The sequence below is a fragment of the Novosphingobium kalidii genome (assembly GCF_040534015.1).
GTDB classification, from domain to species: Bacteria; Pseudomonadota; Alphaproteobacteria; order Sphingomonadales; family Sphingomonadaceae; genus Novosphingobium; species Novosphingobium kalidii.
Genome location: NZ_JBEWLY010000008.1, coordinates 211,754 through 237,934, shown reverse-complemented (window position 1 = coordinate 237,934; position 26,181 = coordinate 211,754). Strand labels below are relative to the sequence as shown.

Sequence of the window (26,181 nt, the reverse complement as noted above, 5' to 3'; positions counted from 1 at the left end):
CTGTACAACTGTTCAGCACATGAACCGGCATCGAAAGCCGGAAACGGGAAGGTTGACACATGGCAACGGTAACAAGCACTTGGCAGGTCAGTGACGCGGCGGAAAAGATCGGGACGGTTATCCGCACCGACAAAGACACGCTGCTGAGCGGCGAGAAGGCTGGTGAAATTCGCGCGATCATGGAAGCGCGCGGAGTTATCGTCTTCCCGCAGATTAACCTTTCCGATGAAGAGCAGATCGCCTTCACTCACACGCTGGGCACGTTTGCGCATGAGGAGGGCGAAGGCGGAAAGGAGGGTAAGGATGCAGTCTATCCCGTCACCATGGATGAGAGCATCAACCCGATCGCAAGCTACCTGAAGGGCGCATTCTTCTGGCACATTGACGGCACGATGTCGGAAAAACCGATCCTGGCTTCGATCATGAGTGCGCGGGCTCTGGCGAAAGAGGGTGGTGAGACTGATTTCTGCAATACTTACGCCGCTTACGACGATCTTCCGGAGGAGGAGAAGCGCGCCATTGATCCGCTGAATGTGGTTCATGCGATGTGGCGCGCACAGCTTTACTGGAGGCCGGAACCGAGCATTGGCGAACTCGAGAGCTGGATGGCGCGCGGCAGCAACACGCTGCCGCTGGTTTGGAAGCACCGCTCGGGACGCAAGTCGCTCGTGCTCGGTGCCACAGCGCTCCAGGTGGAAGGCTTGGGCACCATGGAAAGCGAGAAGATGCTGGTTCGCTTGCGTGATTGGGCAACGCAGCCACAGTTCTGTTATCGCCATACCTGGTCGCTTGGCGACATGGTGATCTGGGACAACACCGGAACGATGCATCGCGCGCTTCCTTATGACCACAAATCGGGCCGCTTGATGATGCGCACGAAGTTGGAGGGTGAAGAGGCATTCGCCTGAGCCGTCATCTCGGCTCATCAGTGCGCCTGTACCGTCCCAACGACCGTCGTTGGGGCGGCAGCGCCCTCTGCTTGCTGACACCAAGAACATTGGTCAGCAGATCCAGCGTTTCACTTGGCGTTCAGCCGCCGGCTGTCTATAGACCCCGCCATGCTCGATAGATCGCGTTTGAAGCCCGCCTTGTTCGCCGTTGCCACAGGGGCGATGATCCTGACCGCCGGCTGCGCGGGACGAGGGGGCGGGACCAAAGACACCGCTTACGTCGCACGCGATGTGGACACGCTCTACAGCGCCGCTCAGGCGCGCCTGGATCGTGGTCAGACCAAGCAGGCAGCCGCGCTGTTCGACGAGGTGGAGCGCCAGCACCCGTATTCGCCTTGGGCCCGGCGCGCGCAGTTGATGAGCGCGTTCAGTTACTATGCCGCGGGTGACTACAACAAAGCGGTCCAGTCTGCTGAGCGATTCCTCTCGATCCACCCGGGCAACAAGGATGCGCCTTACGCTTATTACCTGATCGCCGTGTCCTATTACGAGCAGATCAGCGACGTCACTCGCGATCAGAGGATCACGCAGCAGGCAAAGCAGGCGCTGACCGATGTCGTGCGCCGGTATCCGACGACCAGCTATGCGGCCGACGCCAAGATCAAGCTCGACCTCGTCAACGATCACCTTGCCGGCAAGGAAATGACGATCGGCCGTTACTACCAGCGAAGCGGGCGCTGGTTGGCGGCGACTCTGCGCTTCCGCAACGTGGTCGACAATTATCAGACGACCAGCCATGCGCCAGAGGCGCTGTACCGCTTGGTCGAGTCGTATCTCTCGCTCGGTGTGCCAGAAGAGGCGCAGAAGGCTGCTGCGGTGCTGGCCCGGAACTATCCGGGAAGCCAATGGTACTCGCGTGCCTACGGCCTGATGAAAAGGCACGCACCCCAGAACGTCTGACCGGCATCGTTCGAGTCTAGTCCGCAGGTTGACATTTTGGCATAGGAGGCGTTGAGTCTCCCGTGCCATGCTTTCGCAGAAGACCCGCTACTCCATCCGCGCCCTTCAGCACCTGGCAGACCGATACAAGCAGGGCCCGGTGCGCCTTGATGAAATCGTGACCGCTCAGAATATCCCCCGCAAGTTTCTGACGGTGATCCTGTCTGAACTGGTCCGCGAGGGTATCGTTATTTCGCACCGAGGCCGCTCCGGAGGGTACGAACTGGCCCTTTCGCCTGTGGACGTGCGGTACGGCGACATCATCCGCGTCACTCGGGGCAGCCTCGCACTTGTGCCCTGCGCCAGCCGCAACGCGCACGAAACCTGCGCCAACTGTCTTCCCGAAGCCGAGTGCCGTCTTCGTGGCCTTATGTTGCTGCTGCGCGACGAGATGGCGGCGATGCTAGACCGGATGAGTCTTGCGGACCCGATCGTTCCCGAACCGCCCTTTGATGGAGAGCCCGAAATATAGGGCATCTGACGCTCGTCACGTCGATTGTGTTATCAGATCGCCGGCGTCTTTTTCGTGAATGTGCAGAGACTTCCTCTGGCGGCAGCGTCGTCGGCGAACTTCAGTCCCGAATGGCGGCATCTTGTGGTACGTTAAGCTGTTGGAGTCTTCTCCGGCCACGCTTTCCCCTTGCCGCGGGCGGAGACAAGCCGGGTGACGCGTGGCATGCGCTGCGCTAGAACGCGCAACGAACATGCTCACCCGGCTTTCCATCCGCAACATCGTCCTTATTGCCGCGCTCGATCTCGAGTTCGCCGGAGGACTTGGCGTGCTCACCGGAGAGACCGGGGCGGGCAAATCGATCCTGCTGGATGCGCTCGGGCTCGTGCTCGGCAACCGGGCGGACAGCGGTCTGGTGCGCGCTGGAGAGGACCGGGCGAGCGTCACCGCCAGCTTTGAGTTCGGGCAGCTGCCGGCTGCCGTGCGACGGGCGCTTGATGAGGCCGACATAGAGATAGAGGCGGGCGAACCGCTGATCCTGAAGCGGCAGCTTCGTGCGGATGGGGGCAGCAAGGCATTCGTGAACGACCAGTCGGTCGGTGTGGCCCTGCTGCGCGAGATCGGTCCGGCCCTGGTGGAGATTCATGGCCAACATGACGATCGCGGTCTCGTGAATGCTCGCGGGCATCGACAGCTGCTCGATCGTTTTGCCAGCGGCGATACCAGTGCCGTCGCTGCGGCGTGGCGCGATTGGCGTGCCGCCCGCGACAGCCTGGAAGCCGCGCAGAGTCGCGTTGCCCAGGCGGCCGAGGAGCGCGACTTGCTCATTGCCTATTTGGAAGAACTGACTGCACTGCAGCCGGAGGAAGGCGAAGAGGAGCAACTCGCTCTCTCTCGTGCGACCATGCAGAAGGGCGAAAAGCTGACGGACGACCTGTCGGCGCTGCAGCACTTGTTTCAGGGCAGCGATTCGGCGCTGGCGTCATTGCGTGCCGCCGCGCGACGGCTCGACCGCATCGCCTCAGAGCACCCGCTGCTGGAAGAGGCCTTGGAGGCACTGGACCGCGCAATGATCGAGGCAGACGACGCTGAAGTGAAGATCGCCGGTGCGGCCGAGGCGATGTCCTTCGATCCCGCTGAGCTGGACCGGATCGAGACACGTTTGTTCGATTTGCGCGCTGCTGCTCGCAAGCACGCCTGCCAGGTAGATGACCTTCCTGCCAAGCTGCGTGAGATGCAGGCCGCACTCGACGCCATTGAGGGGGGCACCGAAGAGCTCGCTCGGCTGGAGGCTGCGGCTGCCGTTGCAGGTCAGGACTATCGCGCGGGGGCGCAGGCACTGCATGCCAACCGTATCGCTGCCGCGCTGCGGCTCGATGAAGCGGTCGCTGCGGAGTTGGCGCCCCTCAAGCTGGACGCTGCGCGCTTCCGCACTGCGGTTGCCGAACTTCCTGAGGAGCGCTGGGGCGCGCACGGTATGGATTCTGTCGAGTTCCTCATCAGCACCAACCCAGGCGCGCCTTTTGCACCGCTTGCGAAGATCGCCAGCGGCGGTGAGCTTTCTCGTTTCATCCTTGCCCTCAAGGTTGCGCTGGCGGAGGAGGGTGGAGCTGCCACCGTGATCTTTGACGAGATTGATCGAGGTGTCGGTGGAGCAGTCGCCAGCGCCATTGGGGAACGCCTCGGTCGTCTCGCGGCTTCAGGCCAGTTGCTGGCGGTCACGCATAGCCCGCAGGTCGCCGCTCGGGGTGATCGCCACTACATGATTGCAAAATCCAGCGAAGGCACCGTGACGCGCACGTCCGTCACGTTGCTTGACGCGGCGGAGCGCAAGGAAGAGATCGCCCGTATGCTCTCCGGCGCAGAAGTGACCGAAGAAGCGCGCGCTCAGGCAGACCGGCTGCTGGAGCGGGCATGAGCGCGCCGTGCCCTGTCGACAGTAGCTTTTGCCCACCCGCACGCTAGGGACGCGCGCATGTCACAGAACGCAACAGAAGCGCAGGCGGCCAATGAATTGATGCGGCTGGCCCGGCAGATCGCACGGCACAATCGGCTTTATCATGCCGACGATGCGCCCGAGATCAGCGATGCTGAGTACGACGCGCTGGTGCGGCGCAATGCCGAACTGGAGGCAGAATTCCCGCACCTGATTCGCGCCGACAGTCCCAGTCAAAAGGTCGGCCACGAGGTCGCTGCCTCGCCCCTTTCCAAAGTGACACACGAGGTTCGGATGATGAGCCTCGACAATGCTTTCAGCGCCGGGGAAGTCGCTGATTTCCTCAGCCGCGTACGGCGCTTTCTGGCGCTGCCGGATAACGAGCCGCTGGCGATAACTGCAGAAGACAAGATCGACGGGCTGTCTTGCTCCTTACGCTACGAAAAGCGGCGGCTGGTTCGCGCCGCGACGCGTGGCGACGGTCAGGTGGGCGAGGATGTGACAGCCAATGTCGCTTACATCCCCGACATCCCTCAGGAGTTGATAGGGGAGGTGCCGGAGATCTTCGAAGTGCGCGGGGAAGTCTACATGGAGAAGGCCGCGTTCCTGACGCTTAACGCGGCGCTCTTGGACGACGCCCGTGCAGTCGCCGACGCGAAGGGGGAGGCGTTCGACGAGAGCAAGGTCCGCCAGTTCGCTAACCCGCGCAACGCGGCCGCCGGCTCGCTGCGCCAGAAGGATCCTAGCGTCACAGCGAAGCGGCCCCTGCGGTTCTGGGCGCATGGATGGGGTGCTGCGAGCGCTGTACCAGGCGCAACACAGCATGAGGTTATCCGCCAGCTTGAGAGTTGGGGGTTGCCGGTGTCGCCCGATTTCCGCCTGTGCCGATCGCTCGAGGACATGCTCACCGCCTATGAGGCGATCCGCGCCGGAAGAGCAGGGCTGGCCTACGAGATCGATGGGGTCGTCTACAAGGTTGATCGGCTGGACTGGCAGGCTCGGCTCGGTTTCGTGGCGAAGGCGCCGCGCTGGGGCTTGGCGCACAAGTTTCCCGCCGAGCAGGCCGAGACCGTATTGGAAGCCATCGACATTCAAGTAGGTCGCACCGGCAAGCTCACGCCCGTGGGCCGGCTCCGCCCCGTGCTGGTGGGCGGCGTCACCGTCACCAACGTGACTTTGCACAATCGGGACGAGATCGCCCGCCTGGGTGTACGGCCCGGCGACCGCGTCGTGCTCCAGCGTGCGGGTGACGTGATCCCACAGTTGGTCGACAATCTGACTCGCGACGAGGAACGGCCTGCTTTCGTCTTCCCGGACCACTGCCCGCAGTGCCACTCCGAAGCTGTGCCAGAGGAGGGGGAGGTCGATGTGCGCTGCACCGGCGGTCTGATCTGTCCTGCTCAACGCACAGAGCGGTTGAAGCACTTCGTCAGCCGCGCTGCCCTTGATATCGAAGGGTTTGGCGAGAAGACGATCGACAAGTTGTTCTCGGTCGGCTGGCTTCAAAGCCCCGCCGATATCTTCCGCCTCCGACGTCATCGCACCGGGCTTCTGGCTCGCGAGGGATGGAAGGAGAAGTCTGTAGACAACCTGTTGGCAGCTGTCGAAACCAAAAGACAGCCCGATGCGGCGCGACTGCTGTTCGGACTTGGTATCCGCCACGTCGGCGCTGTGACCGCGCGTGACCTGATGAAGCAATTCGGAACACTGCCGGCGTTACGCCATGCGGCCGAAAAAGCGCGTGCGGGCGATTCTGAGGCTGCAGGGGAACTGCTTTCGATCGATGGCGTCGGCCCCGTCGTCGTGGAAGCTCTCGGCGAGTTCTTCCATGAGGAGCACAACCGCGCTGTCTGGGACGACCTGCTCGGCGAGGTTTCACCTCCTTTGTACCAGGTGGAGACCAGAGACAGCGAAGTCGCGGGGATGACGGTGGTGTTCACCGGCAAGCTCGAAACGATGAGCCGGGACGAAGCCAAGGCTCAAGCTGAGCGGCTCGGCGCCAAGGCCGCTGGCGCGGTGTCTGCCAAGACCGACTTGGTTGTGGCAGGACCTGGAGCGGGCTCCAAGCTCAAGAAGGCTGCGGAACTCGGTATCCGGGTGATTGAAGAGGCCGAGTGGGCCGAGATCGTGCGCGCCGCCGGTTGAGCATTTCAGACTAGAGCCAGCCAGCCGTTTGCGCCAGCAGCCAAAGACCGACAGCGAGGAACAGCGCCGCAGCCACCCAGCGCACGACGTGCAGCGGAACCCGGCGTATGAGTTCCTGCCCGAGGTACACCGCAGGTACGTTGGCGAGCATCATGCCGAGCGTTGTGCCCGCCATGACTGCCAAGACACTGTTGAACCGCGCGCCCAGAGCAATCGTCGCTAGCTGCGTCTTGTCTCCCATTTCGACGAAGAAGAAGGCGATCAGGGTAGTTAGGAAGGCGCCGTAGCGAGCCGGCTTCTGCTGATCCTCGTCGAACTTGTCGGGGATGAGTGTCCAAGCCGCCATCACGATAAACGAGGCTGCGACAATGTAGCGGAACCACAGACCGTCCAGGAAAGAGGCCGCCTGCTGCCCAAGCAAAGCGGCGACAAAGTGGTTGGCCAGCGTGGCTGCGAGAATGCCCAGCACGATCGGCATCGGTCGTTTGAAGCGTGCAGCCAAGACGATGGCGAGCAGTTGCGTCTTGTCGCCGATCTCAGCGATCGCGACGATGACGGTAGAGGTGAGCAGGGCTTCCAAGGCGATCTCTTTCCAGGCCGGGCGCGAGACGTGGCAACAGCATCGCGTCCCACCCGGCCGGTAAGGACGCCATGCCGTTGGTCTCGCCCGGATGGTTCTGACCTTCAACGGTCAAACCACCCTCCACACGCCATGATCTCTCGACCAAGTATGTTGACGTGCGGATCGCCACGCGGCGATCGGCTACTCCCCAACAACGGGTGCACTCCTCTAGACACGTGCCGCCGGGGCGGCAACCCGTCGCTGCGGCCGCGCGCGGGCAGATTATTCCCTACGCATCTCACGCTCATGGTTCTGCCGGTGGTGCTGCACGCGCGTTGCGCGAAGCCCCGGCATGCCTTCGCGCTCGATAGCGCGCTGCCAGGACGCCAGTTCTTCGAGCGTCAGATCATAGCGCTCACAAGCCTCGCGGATCGACAGCAAGCCGCCGTTCACGGCCGATACCACCTGCGCCTTTCGCCGGACCACCCATCGTGACGTATCAGGCGGTGGAAGGTCCGCTTTAGTCAGTTCTTCGCCCAACGGTCCAATGACGGTCCTCGGTTGGAAGGTGTCACTCTCCAGCATAGTTGTGCCTCCTTAGCTGTTTGGTACGCCCCCAGAGCGAGGTCAAACATTAGCCTCAAAGGTTAAGAGGAACTTTCTGAGATAGGTTAACAAACCTCCACCATATTGTGCTAAGTAGCTGGTCTGCTTGGCGAACAGGCCTACAAGAGTTGGGTTAGTCTTAATGGCCTATTCACCATGCTCAGAAACCATTTATACTCTTGTTGAGCGAGTGATCTCCGGACTGTGTTGCTACTGGGCTAAGGGGCCAGAGTCTCGAAGAAGCGCGGTTTCGCTTGTCGGACGCGGCACCCACTTCATCACGCCGCCGGCAGAAGGAGTCCACCAACCCACGCGGACGCCAGCGGCAGCCAGCCGATTGCTGGTCCACTGGTTGCAAGTGTTAACTGCCGTATACCGCCCGCCGACTTCGTAGAAGAGATCTGAGGTGCCATATCCGGGGTGTCGCTGCAGCGTTCCACCAGAGAAACTACTCTCGATGGAGGCGACGAGTGCTGCATATTGCGCGGCAGATAAACGGACCGGGCGCAGATCTTCGGACGCTGCCGGTCGCATATAGTAGACCACGTGAGCCAAACCCTTGCCTCCGCCAGTCAGAATTCGAAGAATCGCGCTCGCAGAGAGGTCCCACCAGGTTGGCGTGTTGAGAAATACCTCGCGCTCGCCCCAGCTTATCGAGACGTGGGTATAAGGCCTATTCGGCTCCACCAGGTCACTTGATGGAAAGTCTTCCCGCCAGTCTTTGATCGGGGTGACCACAGGCAGGACCAGTGCAGTGTGGACGCCGTTCGTTTCTACGCCAACAACGTAGTCTGCCGAGGCCGGTTCTCTCCACGCTGCATTACGCGGGACGGAGGATCCGATCCAAGTCGCCAGCAGGTAAGATGCAAGCACAAGACCTAGCGCGGCGCCTATGAGCCGCAGCCACCGGATCAGCCGCGCAACCGGCGCCGCAGCCAAAGGATCGACCAGTCTCCCGAAACGATGCGGGCAGCCAAGCGTAGCCCGGCGCGTCGGCAGGCGGCGCGAACCGCGTCCTCCTGGCTGTTGAGCAAGCCCGCGAGCAACAAGTGGCCGCCCGGCACCAAAGCCTTGCCGAACTCGGGAGCGAGCTGGACAAGCGGGCCAGCTAGGATATTTGCGATTACCAGGTCATAGGGGCCTCGCGCGTGGATCAACGGATGGTCGAGCCCGTCTGCGATCGTCATGACGAGAGCGCCGGGTCGCGGTCCCAGGGGGATATCGTTGGCCTCCGCGTTCTCCGCGACGACATCGGCGCAGACTGCATCAATGTCGCTGGCAGTTGCACTCGCGCGCGGCCACAGTGCCATCCCGGCAAAGGCCAGCAACCCGGTACCCGTCCCTACATCCAGCATGTTGCGCACCAGCACGCCACGCTGCTTCATCGCATCCAACATGGCGAGGCACCCGGCTGTGGTCTGGTGATGTCCAGTGCCGAACGCCTGGCTGGCGGGGATGGTGAACTCTACTGTACCCGCGTCACTCTGCGGCAGATGCTCGGGCGTTCGCACGACGAACCGACCGGCGCGAATAGGCTCCAGGTCCGATTGGCTGCGCGCGACCCAATCCTCCTCATCCAGTGACTCAACGAGTATCTCCGGGACCCCGTCTACAAACAAATCGGCCACGGCAGATTTGTCTGCATTTGACGGCCTGCGTGGTAGCCAAGCTTCGAGCTTCCAGTCGTCCGGTCGGTCATCGGCCAGTTCTGTTCCGGCAAGCACGATCTCGGTATCCCAGTCGAGCTGGTCCTCGTGCGCCAGCAGCGCCGCTTCCACGGCCTCGCGCCCGGCGAGGATGGTCATCTTATAGGTGCGACTCACAGAACTTCTTGACTGATATGTGTGGGTGGGAGGGGATCTCTTACGTGTACCAGTAGCGGTTGGCCAGTGGGGTGCCCGAAAGGCTGCCGTGCAAGCCTTGCACGGTGCGGCAATTCGGCTAAGGGGTGGGGCAACAGAGCCGGCGCAGCTCTGCTGTAAGAATTAGGGGACTCGATCAAGCATGGCTCAGCAAGCCGGGACCAGGAACCGTCCGCTTTCACCGCACCTGCAGATCTGGCGTTGGGGGCCGGGGATGGTATCGTCTATCCTGCACCGCGCCACTGGCGTCGCAGCCAGCGTGGGCATCCTTGTGCTGCTCTGGTGGCTCGGTGCCTTGATTAGCGGCCCGGAGGCTTACGCAGACTTTGTCGCTTTGGCCACCAACCCGATCGGCATCATCGTGCTCGTAGGCATCAGCTATTCGGTGATCGCCCATGCTATCACCGGAATTCGCCACTTCGTGCTCGATACGGGTGCAGGTTACGAATTGGGCCAGAACAAGCGGTGGGCCAACATCAGCACTGCGGCGGGCATCGTGCTCACCATTGTGTTCTGGGTCTTGCTGCTGCTGCGCTGAGGTCGGGTTCAAGGAACGAGAAAATGGGCAACGGGACTTCAATCGGACGCGTTCGGGGCAAAGGCTCGGCGCATAATGGGGCGCATCACTGGCTGCTCTTCCGCTACACTTCAGTCGGCAGTCTTCTGCTGACCGTGTGGTTCGGTGCATCGCTGGTGATGATGCCGAGCCTCAACTATGTCGCGGTGCGCGAGTGGCTGCTTTCGCCCGTGGCGGCGACTGCCATGGCGCTCTTCATCGTCGTCAACATCTGGCATGCGCAGCTTGGCCTGCGCGTGGTGATCGAGGACTACGTGCATGAGGAAGGCAACAAGTTCGCCTCGCTCCTCGCGCTCAACCTGATTTGTTTCGCAGCGGCCGCTTTCGGTCTGTTCTGCGTCATTCGCCTTGCGCTTGGAGGCGCTTGAAATGGCCAATCCTTCGCCGACTACGCCTGACACCACTCCGCTCGGCGCTTCCGGGCGTCCCGCCTACCAGATCATCGACCACATCTATGACACTGTGGTCGTGGGTGCAGGTGGCTCGGGCCTGCGCGCCACGATGGGTGCTGCCGAAGCTGGCCTGAAGACGGCTTGCATCACCAAGGTTTTCCCGACCCGTTCGCACACGGTCGCGGCTCAGGGTGGCATTGCGGCTTCACTGCAGAACAATACACCGGATCACTGGACCTGGCACATGTACGACACCGTCAAGGGGTCGGACTGGCTGGGTGACCAAGATGCGATCGAATACATGGTCCGCGAGGCACCCCAGGCTGTCTACGAGCTGGAGCATGCGGGCGTTCCGTTCAGCCGTAATGCCGATGGGACGATCTATCAGCGTCCATTCGGCGGCCACATGCAGAACATGGGCGAAGGGCCCCCGGTGCAGCGCACTTGCGCCGCCGCCGACCGTACCGGTCACGCCATGCTGCACGCGTTGTACCAGCAGTCGCTGAAGTACGCGGCAGACTTCTTCATCGAGTACTTCGCGATCGACCTCATCATGGACGGCGGCAAGTGCGTCGGCGTGATCGCAATGTGCATGGACGATGGCACGATCCATCGATTCCGGTCGCAGTCCGTGGTGCTTGCGACAGGTGGCTACGGCCGCTGCTACTTCACGGCCACGTCCGCTCATACTTGCACGGGCGACGGTGGCGGCATGGTGCTGCGCGCCGGCTTGCCGATGCAGGACATGGAGTTCGTGCAGTTCCATCCGACCGGCATCTACGGTGCTGGCGTGCTCATCACCGAAGGCGCGCGCGGCGAGGGCGGGTACCTCACCAACTCCGAGGGTGAGCGCTTCATGGAGCGCTACGCGCCTTCCGCGAAGGATCTCGCAAGCCGCGACGTCGTGTCGCGCTCGATGGCGCTAGAGATTCGCGAAGGCCGCGGTGTGGGCCCAAACAAGGACCACATCTTCCTCCATCTCGATCACATTGATCCCAAGGTTCTCGCCGAGCGTCTGCCGGGCATCACCGAGAGCGGCAAGATTTTCGCTGGCGTCGACCTGACTCGTCAGCCGCTGCCCGTCGTGCCGACCGTCCACTACAACATGGGCGGCATTCCCTGCGATTATAACGGCCGGGTGATGACAATCGGCCCAGACGGCGACCCGGAAACACCGGTGCCCGGTCTGTTCGCTGTCGGTGAGGCGGCCTGTGTATCCGTCCACGGCGCCAACCGCCTGGGTTCGAACTCGCTGATCGACCTCGTCGTATTCGGACGTGCTACGGGGCTTTACCTCAAGGAGACGATCAAGCCCGGCGCTGCACAGCCGGAACTCCCAAAGAGCTCGGCGGACATGGCGCTTACCCGCCTCGATCACTTCCGTCACGCCAAGGGTGGGTCGCCGACCGCGCAGATCCGGTCCGAAATGCAGCGCACCATGTCGCAGCATGCGGCCGTGTTCCGCAATGACGAGTTAATGGCCGAGGGCAAGGCAAAGCTGGCGGCCACGTACAAGCGGATGGAAGACATCCACGTGACCGATCGCGGCCTGATCTGGAACTCCGACCTAATCGAAACGATGGAGCTCGACAACCTGATCAGCCAGGCGACCGTGACACTCCACGGCGCACACAACCGCAAGGAAAGCCGCGGTGCTCATGCGCACGAGGATTTCCCGAACCGCGATGATGCAAACTGGATGAAGCACACGGCAGCCTGGTTCGACGGCTGGGGTGGGAAAGGCGGCGAAGTGCGCCTCGATTACCGTCCCGTCCACGAATACACGCTTACGGACGATGTCGAGTACATCAAGCCGAAGGCGCGCGTGTACTAATCATGAAATCTCCTCACCGGTGTCTCGGGCGATCGAGTCTGGGCTGTCGGTGAGGTCTGATCTCACTACAGACTAGCGATTGTCGCCGTTTTTGCGGATCGGCATTGCCGATGGAGCCGTCGCATCCGGCGAAGTCATGTTCGCGACCTTCCGGGCGCCAGGACTGAGCTGGGCGTCTGACCTGCGTGCAGACTTCTGCACATATCCAGTACTCGCACCCTGGCCTCCGGGCTCACCGGCGCCGCTGCAGACGGATGAGTGGAAATGCTGTTTGCCCGCCTGCAGCCTCTATCCTGCCGGCGGTCTAGCGACCCTTGAAGCTGGGTTTGCGCTTCTCGACAAAAGCAGCGACTCCCTCAAGGAAGTCTTCCGTGCGGCCGGCATCGCGTTGCCCACGGCGCTCCGCATTGAGGGCAGTTTCAAAGTCGCAATCGAGCGCGTCCCAAGCCATACGTTTGATCATACCAAGAGAGCGCGGACCGTCTGCCAGTTGCTTCGCCAGGGTCATCGCCTCTTCATCGAGCTGCTCGTCGGGCACGACTTTGGTGGCAAGGCCCCACTCCAGCGCGGTCTTGGCATCGATCTTCTCGCCCAGAAGCATCATTCGCATAGCCCTGACCCGGCCAACGGCTTTGGCCAGCAGCCAAGTCGCGCCACCGTCGGGCACTAGGCCCACATGCGCGAAAGCGCAGAAGAAGAACGCGTTCTCGCTCATCAAAACGATGTCGCCCGCTGCCGCTAGTCCCGCGCCGTAGCCAGCCGCCGGACCGCGAATGGCGGTAATCACCGGCTGCTCCATGCGCTTGATCGCCATCTGTACCGGATTGAACACCCGGTCCAGCTGACCCCCGACGTCGCGACGGGAATCCGCCAGCATGTCCTTGGCCGCCGCGAGGTTTGCTCCCGAGCAAAAGCCTTTGCCTTCCCCGGTGATCAGCACGGCGCGCGATTCCTGCGCGGCGCGATCAAGCGCATCCACCATCTCGTGGCCCATTGCCTCGGTGACGCCGTTCATCGTGCTGGGGTCGTTCAGCGCAAGGCGTGCAACGCGATCTTCGAGCGAATAGAGGATGTGCTGGTAAGTCATGGCATCCGTCCTTTAGACGAGCATTGCGTTCATGCGAGCTTTCACGATCTCCTCGGCCCCACCGATGATCCGGTCCATCAATTCCTGGCAGGTGGGAATATCGTGGATCAGCCCTTGAACCATACCGGCCCAGAAGATCCCCTTTTCGAGGTCGCCGGTCTGCAGCAGCTCGCGCCCCACAGCGCCCGCGACGTAGGGTTGGATGTCGTCGAAGGTTGCGTCGGGGCGGGCGGAGATCTCGACCACTTTGTCGGACACCGAATTTTTGCCCACGCGCGCGGTATTCTTGAACTTGCGGAAGATGAGGTTTGTGCCGCGCTCATCGTTCTCGATGTATTTGAGCTTCACGTTCTCGTGAATGGGGGCTTCCTTGGTGGCGCAAAAGCGTGTTCCCATGTTGACGCCCTCTGCGCCGAGAGCAAGCGCCGCCACGAAGCCGCGGGCATCGCCAATCCCTCCGGAGGCCAGCATTGGGATCTTCACCTTGTCCGCAGCGGACGGGATCAGGATCAGGCCGGGAATATCGTCTTCGCCCGGATGACCCGCGCACTCGAAGCCGTCGATCGAGATGATGTCGCACCCGTTGCGTTCAGCGGAGAGGGCGTGGCGTACTGCGGTGCACTTGTGGAGGACCGTGATGCCGTGCGGTTTGACCATCTCCCAGATCTCCCGGACCTGCTGAGTGCCGGCCGTCTCGATGATCTTGACGCCGCCCTCAATGGCGGCCTGAGCATAGCCCTTGTAGTCCGGCGGCAGGATCGTCGGGAAGACGGTGATGTTCACAGCGAACGGCTTGCTGGTCATGGAGCGGCAGCGCTCGATCTCGTCACGCAATGCTTGGGGGCTGGGCTGCGTAAGCGCAGTCAGCGTACCGAGACCGCCGGCGTTTGAAACCGCGCTCGCCAGTTCGGCGTAGCCTACGCCCTGCATGCCGCCTTGGACGATAGGATGCTCGATCTCGAGCATCTCTGTGATGCGGGTCTTGAACGCCATGTTCGCCTCTTCCTCCCTGGCTATACTGCTGGTGTAGTGCCGATGCTGCAGCCTTTGTCCGTAGCGCGCTCCTGCTGCAAGTCCGTTCTCGCCCGCCATCGCACTGGCGGCGTCCGGGTAATTGAACGGCAAGTCTCGGTGCACGTTGATATCAACGGATCGCCTCCCAAATTTCAGTAGGTGCACATGCTGGAGGCTGACGCGAGGTGAATGGACTGAAGACGACGATGCTGCTGGCGGCGCTGACGGCGCTGTTTATGGCGCTTGGCTACCTGCTCGGCGGAAGTGGCGGTGCGTTGATCGCGTTGGTCGTGGCGGGCGGGATGAACCTCTTTACCTACTGGAATGCCGACCGGATCGTGCTGAAGCTGCACGACGCGAGAGAGGTCGATGCGCGCAGCGGGTCCGATCTTTACGGCATCGTGGCTGACTTGGCTCAGAGAGCCCGCTTGCCGATGCCGCGCGTCTACCTTGTGAAGAGCGACAACCCGAATGCCTTTGCCACCGGACGCAATCCGGAAAACGCTGCCGTGGCCGCCACTACTGGTCTGTTGCGGATGCTCAGCCGCGAAGAGATCGCCGCAGTGATGGCGCACGAGCTGGGGCACGTGCATAACCGCGACACACTGGTCATGACATTGGTTGCCACAGTCGCAGGCGCCATCTCGATGCTGGCCAACTTCGGCTTGTTCTTCGGTGGCAGCGGGGGCGAGGATCGTCCGAACCCGCTGGTGGCGATCGCGGCCGTCTTCATGGCGCCCTTCGCAGCGATGATCGTGCAGATGGCGATCAGCCGCACGCGAGAATTTGGGGCAGACCGCGCTGGCGCGGAGATATGCGGCGATCCGCAGGCCCTTGCATCCGCGCTCGCAAAGATCGCCGGCCCTGCGCAGCATGTCCCCAGCAATGCAGTCATCCGCAACCCCGCGGCGGCTCAACTCTACATCGTGCCGACAAGCGTGTCCGAGATGTTCTCGACCCATCCCGCCACTGAGCGGCGGATTGCTGCCCTGCAGGCAATGGGACCAGTCGTCACTTTCGCAAGTCGTGCTCCGAAGAGAACCGGTCGCTCCGCACTCGATCCAAACCGTGGGTCCTGATCAGGCATACGGCGGTCTGGTCGGGAGTGCTGCCGGGGAGAGGGATGAACGTCACGGCGATCCGTGCCGGCAGTTATTGCGTTGCGCTGTCTGTGCTATACACACGTTCAGCAAATCATGACTCGCAAAGAATGAGGTCCGGGAGTGCTCAAGACACCTGAAGGCGGCGTGCGTTCCGTCCCGTTTCCGATCGAGGATCCCGAACGGATTCCAGCTCAGCGCTACTACGATCAGGAGTTCTACGATGCGGAACTCGAGCATCTGTGGCCGCATGTATGGCAGATGGCCTGCCGTGAGGAGCAACTGCCCGAAGTCGGTGACTGGGTCGAATACGAGAACGTCGGCAAGTCCGTCATCGTGGTGCGCACGACGAACGGCATCAAGGCGTTTCACAACGCCTGCCGCCACCGTGGCGTGCCGATCGCCGGTGGCACCACGATCGGCTCCTCGCACGCGACGGCGCATGGCAACTGCGCCAAGAGCGGGTTTGTCTGCCCCTTCCACGGCTGGCGCTGGAACATGGATGGCGAAAACACGCTGGTTTATGGCAAGCACTTGTTCTCGGACAAGCAGCTTAACGCCGAGGAGATCAATCTGATCCCCTGCCGCGCTGAAGTCTGGGGCGGCTGCGTGTGGATCAACCACGACGACGATGCGCCGTCGGTGAAGGAGAGCCTGGGCCCGGTCGCCGACCGGCTTGAGGCGCACAACGTCCAGCATCTGAAGGCCGAATGGTGCTACGGCACCGTTCTGCCGGCCAACTGGAAGATCGCCATGGAAGCCTTCATGGAAGGCTACCATGTCATGCAGACGCACCCGCAGCTGCAGCATGCCGCGCCGATGATGTACGACTCCATGTACAAGATCGAGCGTGGCCCGTTCCCGCAGATGGCAGATCCCGAGCTCTCGCATGTCGAGAATCAGGAGCTTCAGGTCCGTTCAATGGAACTGCTGAGCGAAGGCATGTCGGGCATGATCCACGAAAAGGAAGTGGATATTGCCCGCAGCATGGTCGGCGTCGAGGAAGGTCTGCCTGAGGACAAGAACCAGGCGGTGTTTATGTGGCTGGGCATGGTCATGCACCAGATCAGCGAGCGGCTGAAGGAGAAGGGGGAACCGATCCCCGACTTGTGTGCGGTTTCTCAGACCGACCCGATCAGCGCGGTCGAGTTCCTGTTCCCACACTATTTCCTGCTGCCGTATTTCAGCAGCATGTCGGCGTATCGGATCCGTCCTCTTGGGCCGGAGAGCTGTTTCTTCGAGATTTGGTCGCTGACTTTCTTCCCGGAAGGGGAGGAGCCCGAGCCTGTTATGGAGGCGACAGTGCTGCCGTTCGACAGCCCGGACTTTCCGCCCATCCCGCGGCAGGACTATTCGAACATCCCGCTCCAGCAGAAGGGTCTGCATGCGAAAGGGTTCGAGTTCATGCGCCTGTCGAAGAACATCGAAGGCCTGATCAGCAATTACCAGCGGATCATTGACGGGTACTTGGCGGGCGTTCCGCACGAGAACCTGGCCAAGGCCAACCATCTGCTCGGCGGCAATTTCGACGGCAAGATCGAGGAACTCGGCTTCTAAAGAAGCTTGAACAAACTGGCGTCGCGCTGATGAACGGTGCGGCGCCAGATCGCGTTTCTTGCCACACGAAACGTCCGGCGGGCAAATCACCTTCGGGCAGCAGTGGGAGCCTGCGGCGCAAAACGCCACTCAGCCCCTTTTTCTTCTATGCGGGGTTATCTGTAAGAGCTGCGATCAGCGCACGCACTTTCTTCTGGCGCCACTGTGGCGGTGGCGCGACGAGCCAGTAGCCACGACGGCACGGCTCAGAAGGACCAAGCTCGGCAATCCGGCCCGCCGCCTGCATCTCCCGCGCGAGCAACGAAGGCACACGTGCCTTGCCCAGCCCGGCCAGCGCGGCAGACATCGCTTGCCCCGCATCGCCGACAATTATGCTTGGCGACTCTTCGCCCTCGCCGCCAGGTGCGGGGTCGCCGGGCCAGCCTATCCAGTCTCCCTCGCCCACGAGCACGCGCTCTGCCGCGCCGAGGGGCATCCCTTCGAGATCACCTGGACCTTCGGTCCAGCGGACGGCGAGGTCGAGGTTCGCTTCGGTGAAGTCCGTCATTTCTCCGTCCACCAAGATGAACCGGACCTGCGGATTGCCTGCCCGGAACGCCGCCAGCCGCGATGCCAGCCAAGCAGCAAAGAACTCCCGTGGTGCCGCAATCGTATAGACGTGGCTCGACTGCCCCGCCTGCATCGCTTGCACCGCGCCCTCGAAGTGCAGGAAACCGGTCCGGAGTGCCTCCAGCCCGGCGCCGGCTTCGTCGGTGAGTTCCAGTCCCTTGCTGGTACGGCGGAACAGAACCACTCCGAGTACGTCTTCAAGCGCGCGGATCTGCTGCCCTACCGCTGCGGGCGTTACAGCCAGTTCGTCCGCCGCCCGCGTGAACGACAGGTGGCGCGCGGCGGCGTCGAACACGCGCAAGGCGTTCAGGGGCAAGTGCGTGCGCTTCATGACATCTTACTACGGCTGCACGGCGGCAGGAGCAATGGATGGCCGTCCGCTACTCCCTCCGGCCGTTCCGATCAGATGACCTTGGCTTCCTGCAGTGCTTCGACGGCAGCAGCGTCATAGCCGAGTTCGCCCAGGATCTCGCGCGTGTGCTCACCCAGCATCGGCGGTGCCATGCGGATCGTGGCGGGGCTTTCCGACATTTGTGCAAGCGGGCTCTGGATCAGGTCTACGGAACCGCTTTCGGCATACGCGTGCGGCGTGGTCGCGCGCAGCTTACGATGCTGGACCTGCGGCTCTTCCCAGACGTCAGGCAGCTCATTGTACCTGGCAGCAGGAATACCGGCACCGTCCAGCTTGGTCTGAACTTCGGAGACCGTGAACGGGCGGCTCCAGGCATTGATGATCTCCATCAACTCGGCGCGATTGGTCTTGCCGCGCTTCAGGTTGGTATCGAAGCGCGGATCGCCATTAAGCTCCGGCTGCTCCATCAGCACCGTCAGCCGCCGCCAGTGCTCATCGGTGCCCGCCGTCAAATATATAATCCCGTCGGAGCAATAGATGAGATCGGCCGGACCGCCGCCGTTGCCCCCGTTCCCGAGGCGCGGCGGTGCGTTGCCGCTGATGAGGTAGTCCTGCATGATGTGGCTGACCATGGCGACGGAACTGTCGAGCAGGGCAATATCGATATACTGCCCCTCGCCAGTGCGGTTCCGGTACATCAGCGCACCCAGTATGGCGAGAGCGGTGTTGTGGCCCGTCACGAAGTCGACCAGGCTCGGCCCAGTCTTGAGCGGGCCGGCCCCGGGTTGCCCTTCGGGAATGCCGGTCACCGCCATCATGCCGCCTGTCGCCTGGAACAAGCCATCGTAGCCGGGCAGGGCGGCCATCGGTCCTGACTGGCCAAAGCCCGTCACCGAGCAATAGATCAGCCGCGGATTGATTGCTTTGAGACTTTCGTAATCAAGCCCGAAGCGCTTCAGATCGCCAACCTTGTAGTTCTCGATGAGCACGTCGGCGGTCGCGACGAGCTTGCGGATGATCTCCTGGCCTTCTGGCTTGGAGTGGTTGAGCGTGATGGAGCGCTTGTTGCGATTGGAAACGGTGAAGAAGCTGGAGTGCCGCGTCTCAAGGCCGTCCTTGCCTGGCACCCAGGAGAATCCATAGCCGCGCCCGTCGTCTCCCACGCCGGGCCGCTCCACCTTGATCACATCGGCGCCCAGGTCGCCCAGGATCTGCGCGCCGACGGGCGCTGCGAACACGCGGCTCATGTCAATGACGCGTATGCCTGCCAGTGCGCTCTTGTCGGTGCTCATCGGTTCCCCTCGCGTATAATCTTGTCTGACTCGTGACCTTCCTACTCGGCGCGCGGGGCGGGGTGAAGGGGGTAGCTAACCAACGCTGTTGTTCACAGCCTTCTCGACGGAGCAACGGCACGCCGCTATCAGTCCTGCGGAAACCAGAGGCCATTGCGGCCGTAGGCAGGAGAGAGACATGATCGGATACGTCCTCGTTGGCAGCAGCGACTTGCCCAAAGCGCTCGACTTCTACGACAAGCTTCTTCCGACAATCGGCGCCGGAAAGGTCTTCGATCATCCGAGCGGCGGACGTGTCTACGGCGTCGCTGCGGATAAGCCGATGTTCGGCGTCGTCGCACCGGCGAATGGCGAAGCGGCGAGCTTTGGCAACGGCACGATGATCTCCTTCCTGTGCGACACGCACGAACAGGTACAGTCGCTATACGACAAGGCTTTGGAACTTGGTGGCAGCAGTGAGGGTGCGCCTGGGTGGCGAGGCCCCGAGGATGGCTTCTATGGCTGCTACTTCCGCGACCTCGACGGAAACAAGCTCTGCGCCTACCGCACCGGCCCTGTCGCTTGAACGGACCGGAAGGGACACGGACATGAAGGTTGCCATCATTACCGGAGCAGGCAGCGGCATCGGCCTTGCCACAGCCAAGATCTTGCACGGAGAAAGCTTTGCAATCGTTGGCGTCGGACGCAGCAAGGACAAGCTCGCGACCCTCGAAGCGGAGATCGGCAACCCCGATCACGTGCTGTCGATCAGCGCGGACGTGACTGATCCGGCTGCTCCGAAGACGATCGTGCAACAGACGCTTGACCGTTTCGGACGCATCGATGCGTTGGTGAACAATGCAGGCGTCGGAAGCCCGAAGCCGCTGGATGAAACGGACGATGAGACGCTCGACTACTTCCTCGAGATAATGCTGACTGCTCCGTTCCGGCTATGCCGTGACGTCATTCCGCACTTGGGTGAAGGTGCAAGCGTGGTCAACGTCACCTCCACTTTTGCTCATATCGGGGGCCGGCGGGGCGGCGCTTACTCGGCCGCCAAGGGGGGGCTTAAGTCGCTCACTGAGCACATGGCTTGCGAGTACGGTCCTCGCGGCATTCGTTCGAACTGCGTTGCGCCGGGAGTTACCATGACGGACATGGTCGCGCATCGCTTCGAGGACGAAGTGTTCAAGCGCAGCAACGTGGAAACCACGCCGTACCCACGGCTTGCGAAACCTGACGACATTGCCAACGTGATCGCTTTCCTGTGCCTGCCGGGGAGCGAGATGATCAATGGTCAATCGATTGTCGTCGATGGCGGTTGGACTGCCACGAAGTATTTGTCGCCCCGAGTGACCCGTACGAAGTGGATAGAGCCGGATCCAGCTTGATGGGAAGCTCCAAGCGGCGTCACTGGCGTGGCTCCGCCACTGGCGTGGCTCCGCTCAACCGAATTGTTTACCTGAATATTTGGCTCAACTATTGTTCAGCTAAATGAAAGATGAGGTTGAGCCGTTTTCTGGAAGCGACGAGGGCAAGAACTTAAAGCACTCTTCAGATCTTTACTCTCCGCAGTCGCCAAGCATGGCGGCTCCCGCCGCAAGAAAATCGCGGCACTATTTTGGAGAGTACATATGCGTAAGATTCTGTTTGGTTCGATCGCAGCTCTGGGTCTCGTCGCAGCACCTGCCATGGCGCAAAACACCACCGGAACTGTCGGCGGTGGTGTAGCCGCATCGACACCTGATGGGTCGGTTGCCGGCGGTGCCAATGCAGGCACTCAGATGCGTAATCACGATCGGAAGGATCGCACGCCCTCGACTGGGGTAGATCGCAATACGGGAGCGGCCACTCACGGCTCAGGCGCCGTCTATACAGACCGAAACCCTGCGACGGGTGGCGCGAGCGCAGGAGGTGTCGCAACCGGCGATCAGCAGACATCGACCGGGGTCGGCGCTCATGGCACCACAGACCCGATGAATTCGGCCGGTGAGGTCCATGGCGACGCTACCGCGACCTCGACGATGCCTACCACAATGCCGAACTGATCGGACTAGCCATGACGGGGGCGGGCGATGCCCGCCCTCGTCTCAAGTTAAGCATTCCATAACTGCGCTGCTTTTCGCGTCCGCTACGGCCGCCAGCCCAGTTCAAGTGGCAACTCCCACTAACCTCCCCAGTGCATAGGTCGTTCGCGATTGCAGGATGATAGTGGCGCTGCTGAGCGCCCCATGCGCCGACATCCTCGATTGAAGAAGATAGGACGAGACGTCTGATCCTTCCTGCTTCAGTGCGACATGTCGCGCTCACCGTCGAGCAATTCTGGCCAGCGGCAGAGCGGACGTTGGTCCCTGATTTGCCAGTACCTGCACCGCACTACGCTCAAATGGTCAGGACGTGGCTGCTTCCACTAAAGAATTTGGCGCCTGCTCAGTTTGACGATACGGCGGTCGCAGATGCCGCGGATTGACGGCACACTGGGGAGGATGGCTTTGGCAGTTTGGAGCGAGGCCGCACGTGCGGAGTTCAGGCGGCATTGGCGGCTCCTCCTTGCCGCCGCCATTGGCTTTTCGTTCACTTCGGTAATCACTGCCTCCACCGGGCTCTTCATCGAACCGATCAGCCGGGAGTTCGGCTGGAGTCGCGCTCTGGTGTCTTCGGGCGTGTCGATCACGGCAATCCTTGCTTTCCTGGCCTCCCCGCTGTTCGGCACGTTCATCGACAGGTGGGGTACTCGGCGCATGGCCATCCCCGGACTCGTGCTGATGGCGCTGGTGATCGCGTCGCTCAGTCTTCTGACAGGCTCGACTTTGCAGTGGTTCATCGTCTGGACGATCTATGGCATCGCGACCCTGGCGACGAAGTCGACGGTCTGGACGGCTGCTGTGAACAGCACGTTCGACGCCGGACGAGGTCTTGGTCTTGGTCTTGTGCTCTCTGGCAGTGCGCTGGCCCAAGCCATCTCGCCACCATTGGCGGATTTCCTCATTGAACGCTTCGGATGGCGCAATGCCTTCGTGTGGTTGGGGCTGGGCTGGGGCTCACTGGCAATAATTCTCTGCTTCGCGTGGCTCCGGGACGGGTACGACATCAGCCGCCGCGCTCGCCTTGCCGCAGGACCAGAAGGAGCGAATGCGCCGCTTCTGAACGTGCCTGGCCTTTCTGTTGCGCAGGCCTGGCGCGACCCTAACTTGTGGCGGATCGCCATTTCGACCTTCATCATCATGACGGCCACCATCGCGCTGGTCGTTCACCAGATCCCTATCCTTAGCGAAGTCGGAGTGGATCGAACCACGGCTGCTGCTTACGCAGGTATCGCCGGCTTAGTCGGTATCCTTGGAAAGCTGGTAACCGGAGCTCTGCTCGACCGCTATCCTGCACGCTGGGTGGGCGGCTTTACGATGCTGGCCACTTCGACCACATTCGTTCTGCTGCTGTGGCCAGGAGCGCCGACCGGCGCGATCGTGGCGGCAATGATGATCAACGGTTATGCCGGCGGCACGAAGCTCCAACTCGTCGGCTATCTTACCGCGGCTTACACGGGCATGCGTAAGTTTGGGACGATCTTCGGAGCGATGGCGAGCCTGATCGCTGCGGGCTCAGGGTTAGGTCCGGTGCTCGGCGGCTGGATCTACGACACTTGGGGAACGTACACGCCGCTGTTGTGGGGCGGTTTCGCTCTCATGCTGCTGAGTTCGTTTCTGCTCTTCGGACTGCGAGCCTATCCCGAGTGGAAGAAGCTCGAGGGAGCTGCCGCCGCTGCCTGACCGCGCGCCGCACTAGCGACACACGGTCAGCACAGGACCTTAATCGCGCGCCAGTAGCAAAGCCGCGGCGAGGGGGCCGCCGCCCGAGGTTGCTACTGCGACCTTGGGCTCTCCCGGGATCTGCCGCTCGCCGCCTTGCATGCGCAGCTGGGTGACCGCTTCATGAGCGAAGCCGAAGCCGTGGAGCCGGCCTGCGCCCAGCTGCCCGCCCGCTGTGTTCATCGGCAATTCACCGTCCCGGGCAATGCGGGTACCGCCTTCTATGAACTTGTGGCCTTCACCCTTCTCGACGAAGCCCAATCCTTCAAGCCACGTGATCGGCAGGAACGCGAACCCATCATAGAACTGTACGGTATCGACATCCTCCACGGTGTAGTCGGTCCGCTTCCACAAGTCCGCGCCGGTCTCATAGGCGGCAGGCCATTCCACCTGATCCCACGAATAGCGATCCACCGAACCGGCAGTCGCCGCAATGCGGATCGGAGTCGCCTTCACTTCGTCCAGCGCGTCGCCTGCAGACACGATGATCGCGGTGGATGCATCCGAGAAGCGATCGCAATCGTAAAGGCACAGCGGCGTGGAGATCATGCGCGCATTCATGTACTTGTCGAGGGTGAGTTCTTCCTTGGTGATTGCCCGAGCACGCGGGTTCAGCATCGCGTTCTTCGAACCATTGATCGCGATCTGGCCCAGCTGCTCACGCGTCATGCCGTAGCGGTGGACGTGGCGTGCAGCGTACTGCGCCGTCCAGCAGGCCGCTGAAGTGGCCCAGAACGGGCTTGTCCACTGCGAGGCACCGGAAACAGTGTCCTGCTTCATTCCGGCCATGTACGTGGCTGGGTCGGCCATACCCCCCGCTTCGTAGACCGTGCGGAAACAGAGCACGTGACGGCAGATGCCTTCCTTCACGGCCCATGCAGCCATGGCTATGGCAGCAAGCTGAGCGGGCTGCTCCATTCCGCCCATCTGCCACTTGGACTTGATGCCGAGTGCCTCGATGATCTCGTCCGTGCCGACTGGCGAAAAGGCGAGGTAACCGTTGGCCTTCCCCGGGAAGGAGAACACGCCATCGATCTGATCGAAAGTGAGCCCCGCGTCCGCGACGGCTTCCCGGGCGGCGTCCACGGTCAGCAGCAGCGGGTGGCGCGGCAGGCGGACGCCGACGTCGGACTGACCGATGCCGGTGATGTAAGCTTCGCCTCGTGCCATTTAACCGACCTTCTCGAACAAGGGATAGAAGATGCCGTCCTGTTCTTCGAACACGACCCGCACCTTGTCATCGAACCGCACTTCGTCGACCGGCGAGCCGACGATATTGGTGGTAAGATAGACGCCCGGCACGCCGTCGAGCCGGACACGTGCGATGACATAGGGAACTTCGAGGTCCTTGGCCCAAGGCTGATGGTTGACCGTCATCGTGTCGACCGCACCCGTTCCGGCGACCGCTTCGGGCGCAATGTTCTCCGACTGGCAGTGGCGGCACAGCAGCTTGGGCGGATGTGTGTACTGGCCACAGTCGTTGCAATGCACGATCAGCAGCTTCCCTTCGGCGCCGCCGGTCCAGAAGGCGCGGTTCTCTTGGTCCAGCTTTGGCTTTGGCCGTGGTGGATTCATGGCGATGTCTCTCCCTTACTTAAGGAACAAGTCGGGGCAGGGCGGGCCGCTCGTCAAGAGTGGCATCGTGGCCGAGTGGATTGATCGTGCGGGCGGACGAGCTCTTCCTTTGAGCGGCCTATGTCGCGTCGCTTTTTGCGGATCTTTCGCTTTGCAGAAAGGAAGCCAGCTCCCCGGCGATCTCCGTTGGCTTCTCGATGACCAGCATGTGCCCCGCGTCCGGATAGTCGATCCTGCTCACGTGAGGCATGGAGGCGTCGATCAGGTCTGCCTTCAACCTAAAGTCGAACACATCCTGCTCGCCGGTGAGCAGGAGCGTGGGTTGGGTTATGCCGTGCAGGCGCTCTAGCATGGGGAACTCTTCACGCTGATTGTCTTGAACCCATTGCCGCCCCGAAAATGCGGCGATGGAGCGCCGCAGATCTTCGCAGCGCGGGCTCTTGCGCGCCGACGCGAACAGTGGATGTTCCCACCACAGCGAACGGGCGCTTTCGATGTCGCCGGCGCGCGCCCGGCGCCCGATCGCCTTCCACAGCTCGATCCATTCGGGGCTCCATGACCAACCAGCGAGCATAGGGCTGACCAGCGCCAAGCTCCGTACCCGGTGTGGTGTGAGAAGCGCACAGCCCAGAACGGTCGCTCCTCCTAACGACACGCCGCAGAGGTCGGCCCGTTCGAGGCCGAGATGGTCAAGCACGGCCACAAGATCATCCGCGTGTGAGAAGGGGCTGTCTTTGACCGGCTCCGAATCGCCGAAGCCGCGTTGGTCATACGTGATGATTGGCAGGTCGGGCGGGAGTGCCTCGATGACCGGTGTCCAGTCGTGCCGAGAGCCGCCAAACCCGTGAACGAGTATAAAAGGGGTGCTACTACTCCCGCGTCGGTGCCCGCCAATCAATCTCGCGCCTTCGGTGTTCACGACAAAAGGGTGCATCATCTCTCCTCGGCGCGCTGCCGCTTACCCGCCTTCAATCGATTACATCACTTCGGCAAAGCCACCGTACCTGCCGCGGTGGAACAGCATCGGATCTTCCTCGCGCGTGCTCTCCATGCGCAGCACTTCACCCATGACGAACCAGTGATCTCCTGCTTCCGTCACGGAGTAGAGCCGACACTCGATGCTTGCGATCGCGTTGGCGATAATCGGCAGCTTGTGTTCGGACAAAGCGTATTGGACGCCCACGAACTTCTGGTCTCCTTTGGCGCCCACTGCACGGCAGACATCCTGTTGATCGCTGCCCATCACGTTCACGCAGAAGTGCCCGGCCGCCTCGATCAATGGCCACGAGGTAGATTTTTTGTCAGGGAAGAAGCCGACGAGCGGCGGCTCAAGCGAGACAGAGGTAAAGGTGCCGACCACCATTCCAGCGGGCCGGTCCTCCACACCCATGGCGGTGATGACGCAGACCCCGGTTGGATAGCTTCCAAGCACTTGGCGAAATTCTGCCGGATCGATCGTAGTCTTCGTCACTCGGAGTTCCTCTTGCACGCGTCGTGGTGTTCGCCATTGCGGCGCGCCGTTCGCGATATCGGCCTTTAAGCTCTCTCGTAAAATG

General features: G+C 62.0%; 26 protein-coding genes and 1 riboswitch. Of the genes, 14 read left to right on the top strand and 12 right to left on the bottom strand.

Going from position 1 to position 26,181, the window contains the following annotated elements:
* Positions 1-59 precede the first annotated feature (59 nt).
* From ABVV53_RS04305 to ligA, 5 genes are all read left to right on the top strand, one after another.
* Positions 60-908 (top strand): TauD/TfdA dioxygenase family protein, encoded by an 849-nt coding sequence (locus ABVV53_RS04305; protein WP_353983150.1) that lies wholly within the window; start codon positions 60-62, stop codon positions 906-908.
* 150 nt (positions 909-1,058) lie between these two features.
* Complete coding sequence (locus ABVV53_RS04300; RefSeq protein ID WP_353983149.1) at positions 1,059-1,850, top strand: outer membrane protein assembly factor BamD; 792 nt, start codon at positions 1,059-1,061, stop codon at positions 1,848-1,850.
* Positions 1,851-1,917: 67 nt separating this feature from the next.
* The gene (locus ABVV53_RS04295) at positions 1,918-2,361 is read left to right on the top strand and encodes an RrF2 family transcriptional regulator (protein WP_353983148.1); all 444 of its coding nucleotides are present in this window, start codon (positions 1,918-1,920) and stop codon (positions 2,359-2,361) included.
* 232 nt (positions 2,362-2,593) lie between these two features.
* A complete protein-coding gene (recN, locus tag ABVV53_RS04290; RefSeq protein WP_353983147.1) occupies positions 2,594-4,258 on the top strand; it encodes a DNA repair protein RecN in 1,665 nt (554 codons plus the stop codon).
* Positions 4,259-4,315: 57 nt separating this feature from the next.
* Complete coding sequence (gene ligA / locus ABVV53_RS04285) at positions 4,316-6,421, top strand: NAD-dependent DNA ligase LigA (protein WP_353983146.1); 2,106 nt, start codon at positions 4,316-4,318, stop codon at positions 6,419-6,421.
* A 10-nt stretch (positions 6,422-6,431) separates the two neighbouring features.
* Here ligA and ABVV53_RS04280 read toward each other — a convergent pair whose 3' ends face one another.
* The 4 genes from ABVV53_RS04280 to ABVV53_RS04265 all read right to left on the bottom strand — a co-directional run bounded on the left by ABVV53_RS04280 (position 6,432) and on the right by ABVV53_RS04265 (position 9,394).
* Entirely contained in the window at positions 6,432-7,001 is a 570-nt protein-coding gene (locus ABVV53_RS04280; RefSeq protein ID WP_353983145.1) for a TMEM165/GDT1 family protein, read from the bottom strand.
* Between the two features lie 14 nt (positions 7,002-7,015).
* A riboswitch (yybP-ykoY riboswitch) is annotated at positions 7,016-7,205 on the bottom strand.
* Positions 7,206-7,265: 60 nt separating this feature from the next.
* Complete coding sequence (gene sciP, locus ABVV53_RS04275) at positions 7,266-7,568, bottom strand: CtrA inhibitor SciP (protein WP_353983144.1); 303 nt, start codon at positions 7,566-7,568, stop codon at positions 7,266-7,268.
* 231 nt (positions 7,569-7,799) lie between these two features.
* A complete protein-coding gene (locus ABVV53_RS04270) occupies positions 7,800-8,528 on the bottom strand; it encodes a DUF2459 domain-containing protein (protein ID WP_353983143.1) in 729 nt (242 codons plus the stop codon).
* Positions 8,501-9,394 (bottom strand): 50S ribosomal protein L11 methyltransferase, encoded by an 894-nt coding sequence (locus ABVV53_RS04265; protein ID WP_353983432.1) that lies wholly within the window; start codon positions 9,392-9,394, stop codon positions 8,501-8,503. Before ABVV53_RS04265 ends, ABVV53_RS04270 begins: the two co-directional genes overlap by 28 nt.
* A gap of 199 nt (positions 9,395-9,593) precedes the next feature.
* Here ABVV53_RS04265 and sdhC point away from each other — a divergent pair, with 199 nt between their 5' ends.
* Genes sdhC through sdhA form a run of 3 tightly spaced genes read left to right on the top strand, consistent with a single transcriptional unit; the run spans position 9,594 to position 12,254 of the window.
* A complete protein-coding gene (gene sdhC / locus ABVV53_RS04260; protein WP_353983142.1) occupies positions 9,594-9,989 on the top strand; it encodes a succinate dehydrogenase, cytochrome b556 subunit in 396 nt (131 codons plus the stop codon).
* 23 nt (positions 9,990-10,012) lie between these two features.
* Positions 10,013-10,396: a succinate dehydrogenase, hydrophobic membrane anchor protein gene (sdhD, locus tag ABVV53_RS04255; protein WP_353983141.1), complete on the top strand. Its 384-nt coding sequence runs from the start codon at positions 10,013-10,015 to the stop codon at positions 10,394-10,396.
* A 1-nt stretch (position 10,397) separates the two neighbouring features.
* A complete protein-coding gene (sdhA, locus tag ABVV53_RS04250; protein ID WP_353983140.1) occupies positions 10,398-12,254 on the top strand; it encodes a succinate dehydrogenase flavoprotein subunit in 1,857 nt (618 codons plus the stop codon).
* A 304-nt stretch (positions 12,255-12,558) separates the two neighbouring features.
* On the opposite strand, the gene ABVV53_RS04245 is transcribed toward sdhA, so the two are convergent.
* Both ABVV53_RS04245 and ABVV53_RS04240 read right to left on the bottom strand, forming a co-directional pair.
* Entirely contained in the window at positions 12,559-13,341 is a 783-nt protein-coding gene (locus ABVV53_RS04245) for an enoyl-CoA hydratase-related protein (protein WP_353983139.1), read from the bottom strand.
* A 12-nt stretch (positions 13,342-13,353) separates the two neighbouring features.
* A complete protein-coding gene (locus tag ABVV53_RS04240; RefSeq protein ID WP_353983431.1) occupies positions 13,354-14,334 on the bottom strand; it encodes an NAD(P)H-dependent flavin oxidoreductase in 981 nt (326 codons plus the stop codon).
* 206 nt (positions 14,335-14,540) lie between these two features.
* Here ABVV53_RS04240 and ABVV53_RS04235 point away from each other — a divergent pair, with 206 nt between their 5' ends.
* Together ABVV53_RS04235 and ABVV53_RS04230 are read left to right on the top strand one after the other, a co-directional pair.
* Positions 14,541-15,434: a M48 family metalloprotease gene (locus tag ABVV53_RS04235; protein WP_353983138.1), complete on the top strand. Its 894-nt coding sequence runs from the start codon at positions 14,541-14,543 to the stop codon at positions 15,432-15,434.
* A 144-nt stretch (positions 15,435-15,578) separates the two neighbouring features.
* Positions 15,579-17,012, top strand: a complete 1,434-nt coding sequence (locus ABVV53_RS04230) for an aromatic ring-hydroxylating oxygenase subunit alpha (RefSeq protein ID WP_353983137.1) — start codon at positions 15,579-15,581, stop codon at positions 17,010-17,012.
* A gap of 145 nt (positions 17,013-17,157) precedes the next feature.
* Here the strand turns inward: ABVV53_RS04230 and ABVV53_RS04225 are convergent, their stop codons facing one another.
* The gene (locus ABVV53_RS04225) at positions 17,158-17,952 is read right to left on the bottom strand and encodes a LysR family transcriptional regulator (protein ID WP_353983136.1); all 795 of its coding nucleotides are present in this window, start codon (positions 17,950-17,952) and stop codon (positions 17,158-17,160) included.
* A 71-nt stretch (positions 17,953-18,023) separates the two neighbouring features.
* Positions 18,024-19,265: a CaiB/BaiF CoA transferase family protein gene (locus ABVV53_RS04220; protein WP_353983135.1), complete on the bottom strand. Its 1,242-nt coding sequence runs from the start codon at positions 19,263-19,265 to the stop codon at positions 18,024-18,026.
* A gap of 178 nt (positions 19,266-19,443) precedes the next feature.
* Between ABVV53_RS04220 and ABVV53_RS04215 the strand changes: the two genes are divergently transcribed.
* From ABVV53_RS04215 to ABVV53_RS04200, 4 genes are all read left to right on the top strand, one after another.
* Positions 19,444-19,830 (top strand): VOC family protein, encoded by a 387-nt coding sequence (locus tag ABVV53_RS04215; protein WP_353983134.1) that lies wholly within the window; start codon positions 19,444-19,446, stop codon positions 19,828-19,830.
* Positions 19,831-19,852: 22 nt separating this feature from the next.
* Positions 19,853-20,635: an SDR family NAD(P)-dependent oxidoreductase gene (locus tag ABVV53_RS04210; protein WP_353983133.1), complete on the top strand. Its 783-nt coding sequence runs from the start codon at positions 19,853-19,855 to the stop codon at positions 20,633-20,635.
* A 243-nt stretch (positions 20,636-20,878) separates the two neighbouring features.
* Positions 20,879-21,292: a hypothetical protein gene (locus ABVV53_RS04205; protein ID WP_353983132.1), complete on the top strand. Its 414-nt coding sequence runs from the start codon at positions 20,879-20,881 to the stop codon at positions 21,290-21,292.
* Positions 21,293-21,730: 438 nt separating this feature from the next.
* Positions 21,731-23,011, top strand: coding sequence for an MFS transporter (locus ABVV53_RS04200; protein ID WP_353983131.1), 1,281 nt, complete (start codon positions 21,731-21,733; stop codon positions 23,009-23,011).
* 39 nt (positions 23,012-23,050) lie between these two features.
* Here the strand turns inward: ABVV53_RS04200 and ABVV53_RS04195 are convergent, their stop codons facing one another.
* The 4 genes from ABVV53_RS04195 to ABVV53_RS04180 all read right to left on the bottom strand — a co-directional run bounded on the left by ABVV53_RS04195 (position 23,051) and on the right by ABVV53_RS04180 (position 26,096).
* Positions 23,051-24,220, bottom strand: a complete 1,170-nt coding sequence (locus ABVV53_RS04195) for a thiolase family protein (RefSeq protein ID WP_353983130.1) — start codon at positions 24,218-24,220, stop codon at positions 23,051-23,053.
* Positions 24,221-24,625 carry a Zn-ribbon domain-containing OB-fold protein gene (locus tag ABVV53_RS04190; RefSeq protein ID WP_353983129.1) on the bottom strand — a complete coding sequence of 135 codons (405 nt, stop codon included), beginning with the start codon at positions 24,623-24,625 and terminating at the stop codon, positions 24,221-24,223. It abuts the gene before it with no gap.
* Positions 24,626-24,743: 118 nt separating this feature from the next.
* On the bottom strand, positions 24,744-25,544 hold the full coding sequence (locus ABVV53_RS04185; protein WP_353983128.1) for an alpha/beta fold hydrolase: 801 nt from the start codon (positions 25,542-25,544) through the stop codon (positions 24,744-24,746).
* Positions 25,545-25,601: 57 nt separating this feature from the next.
* The gene (locus tag ABVV53_RS04180; protein ID WP_353983127.1) at positions 25,602-26,096 is read right to left on the bottom strand and encodes a flavin reductase family protein; all 495 of its coding nucleotides are present in this window, start codon (positions 26,094-26,096) and stop codon (positions 25,602-25,604) included.
* Positions 26,097-26,181: the final 85 nt, after the last annotated feature.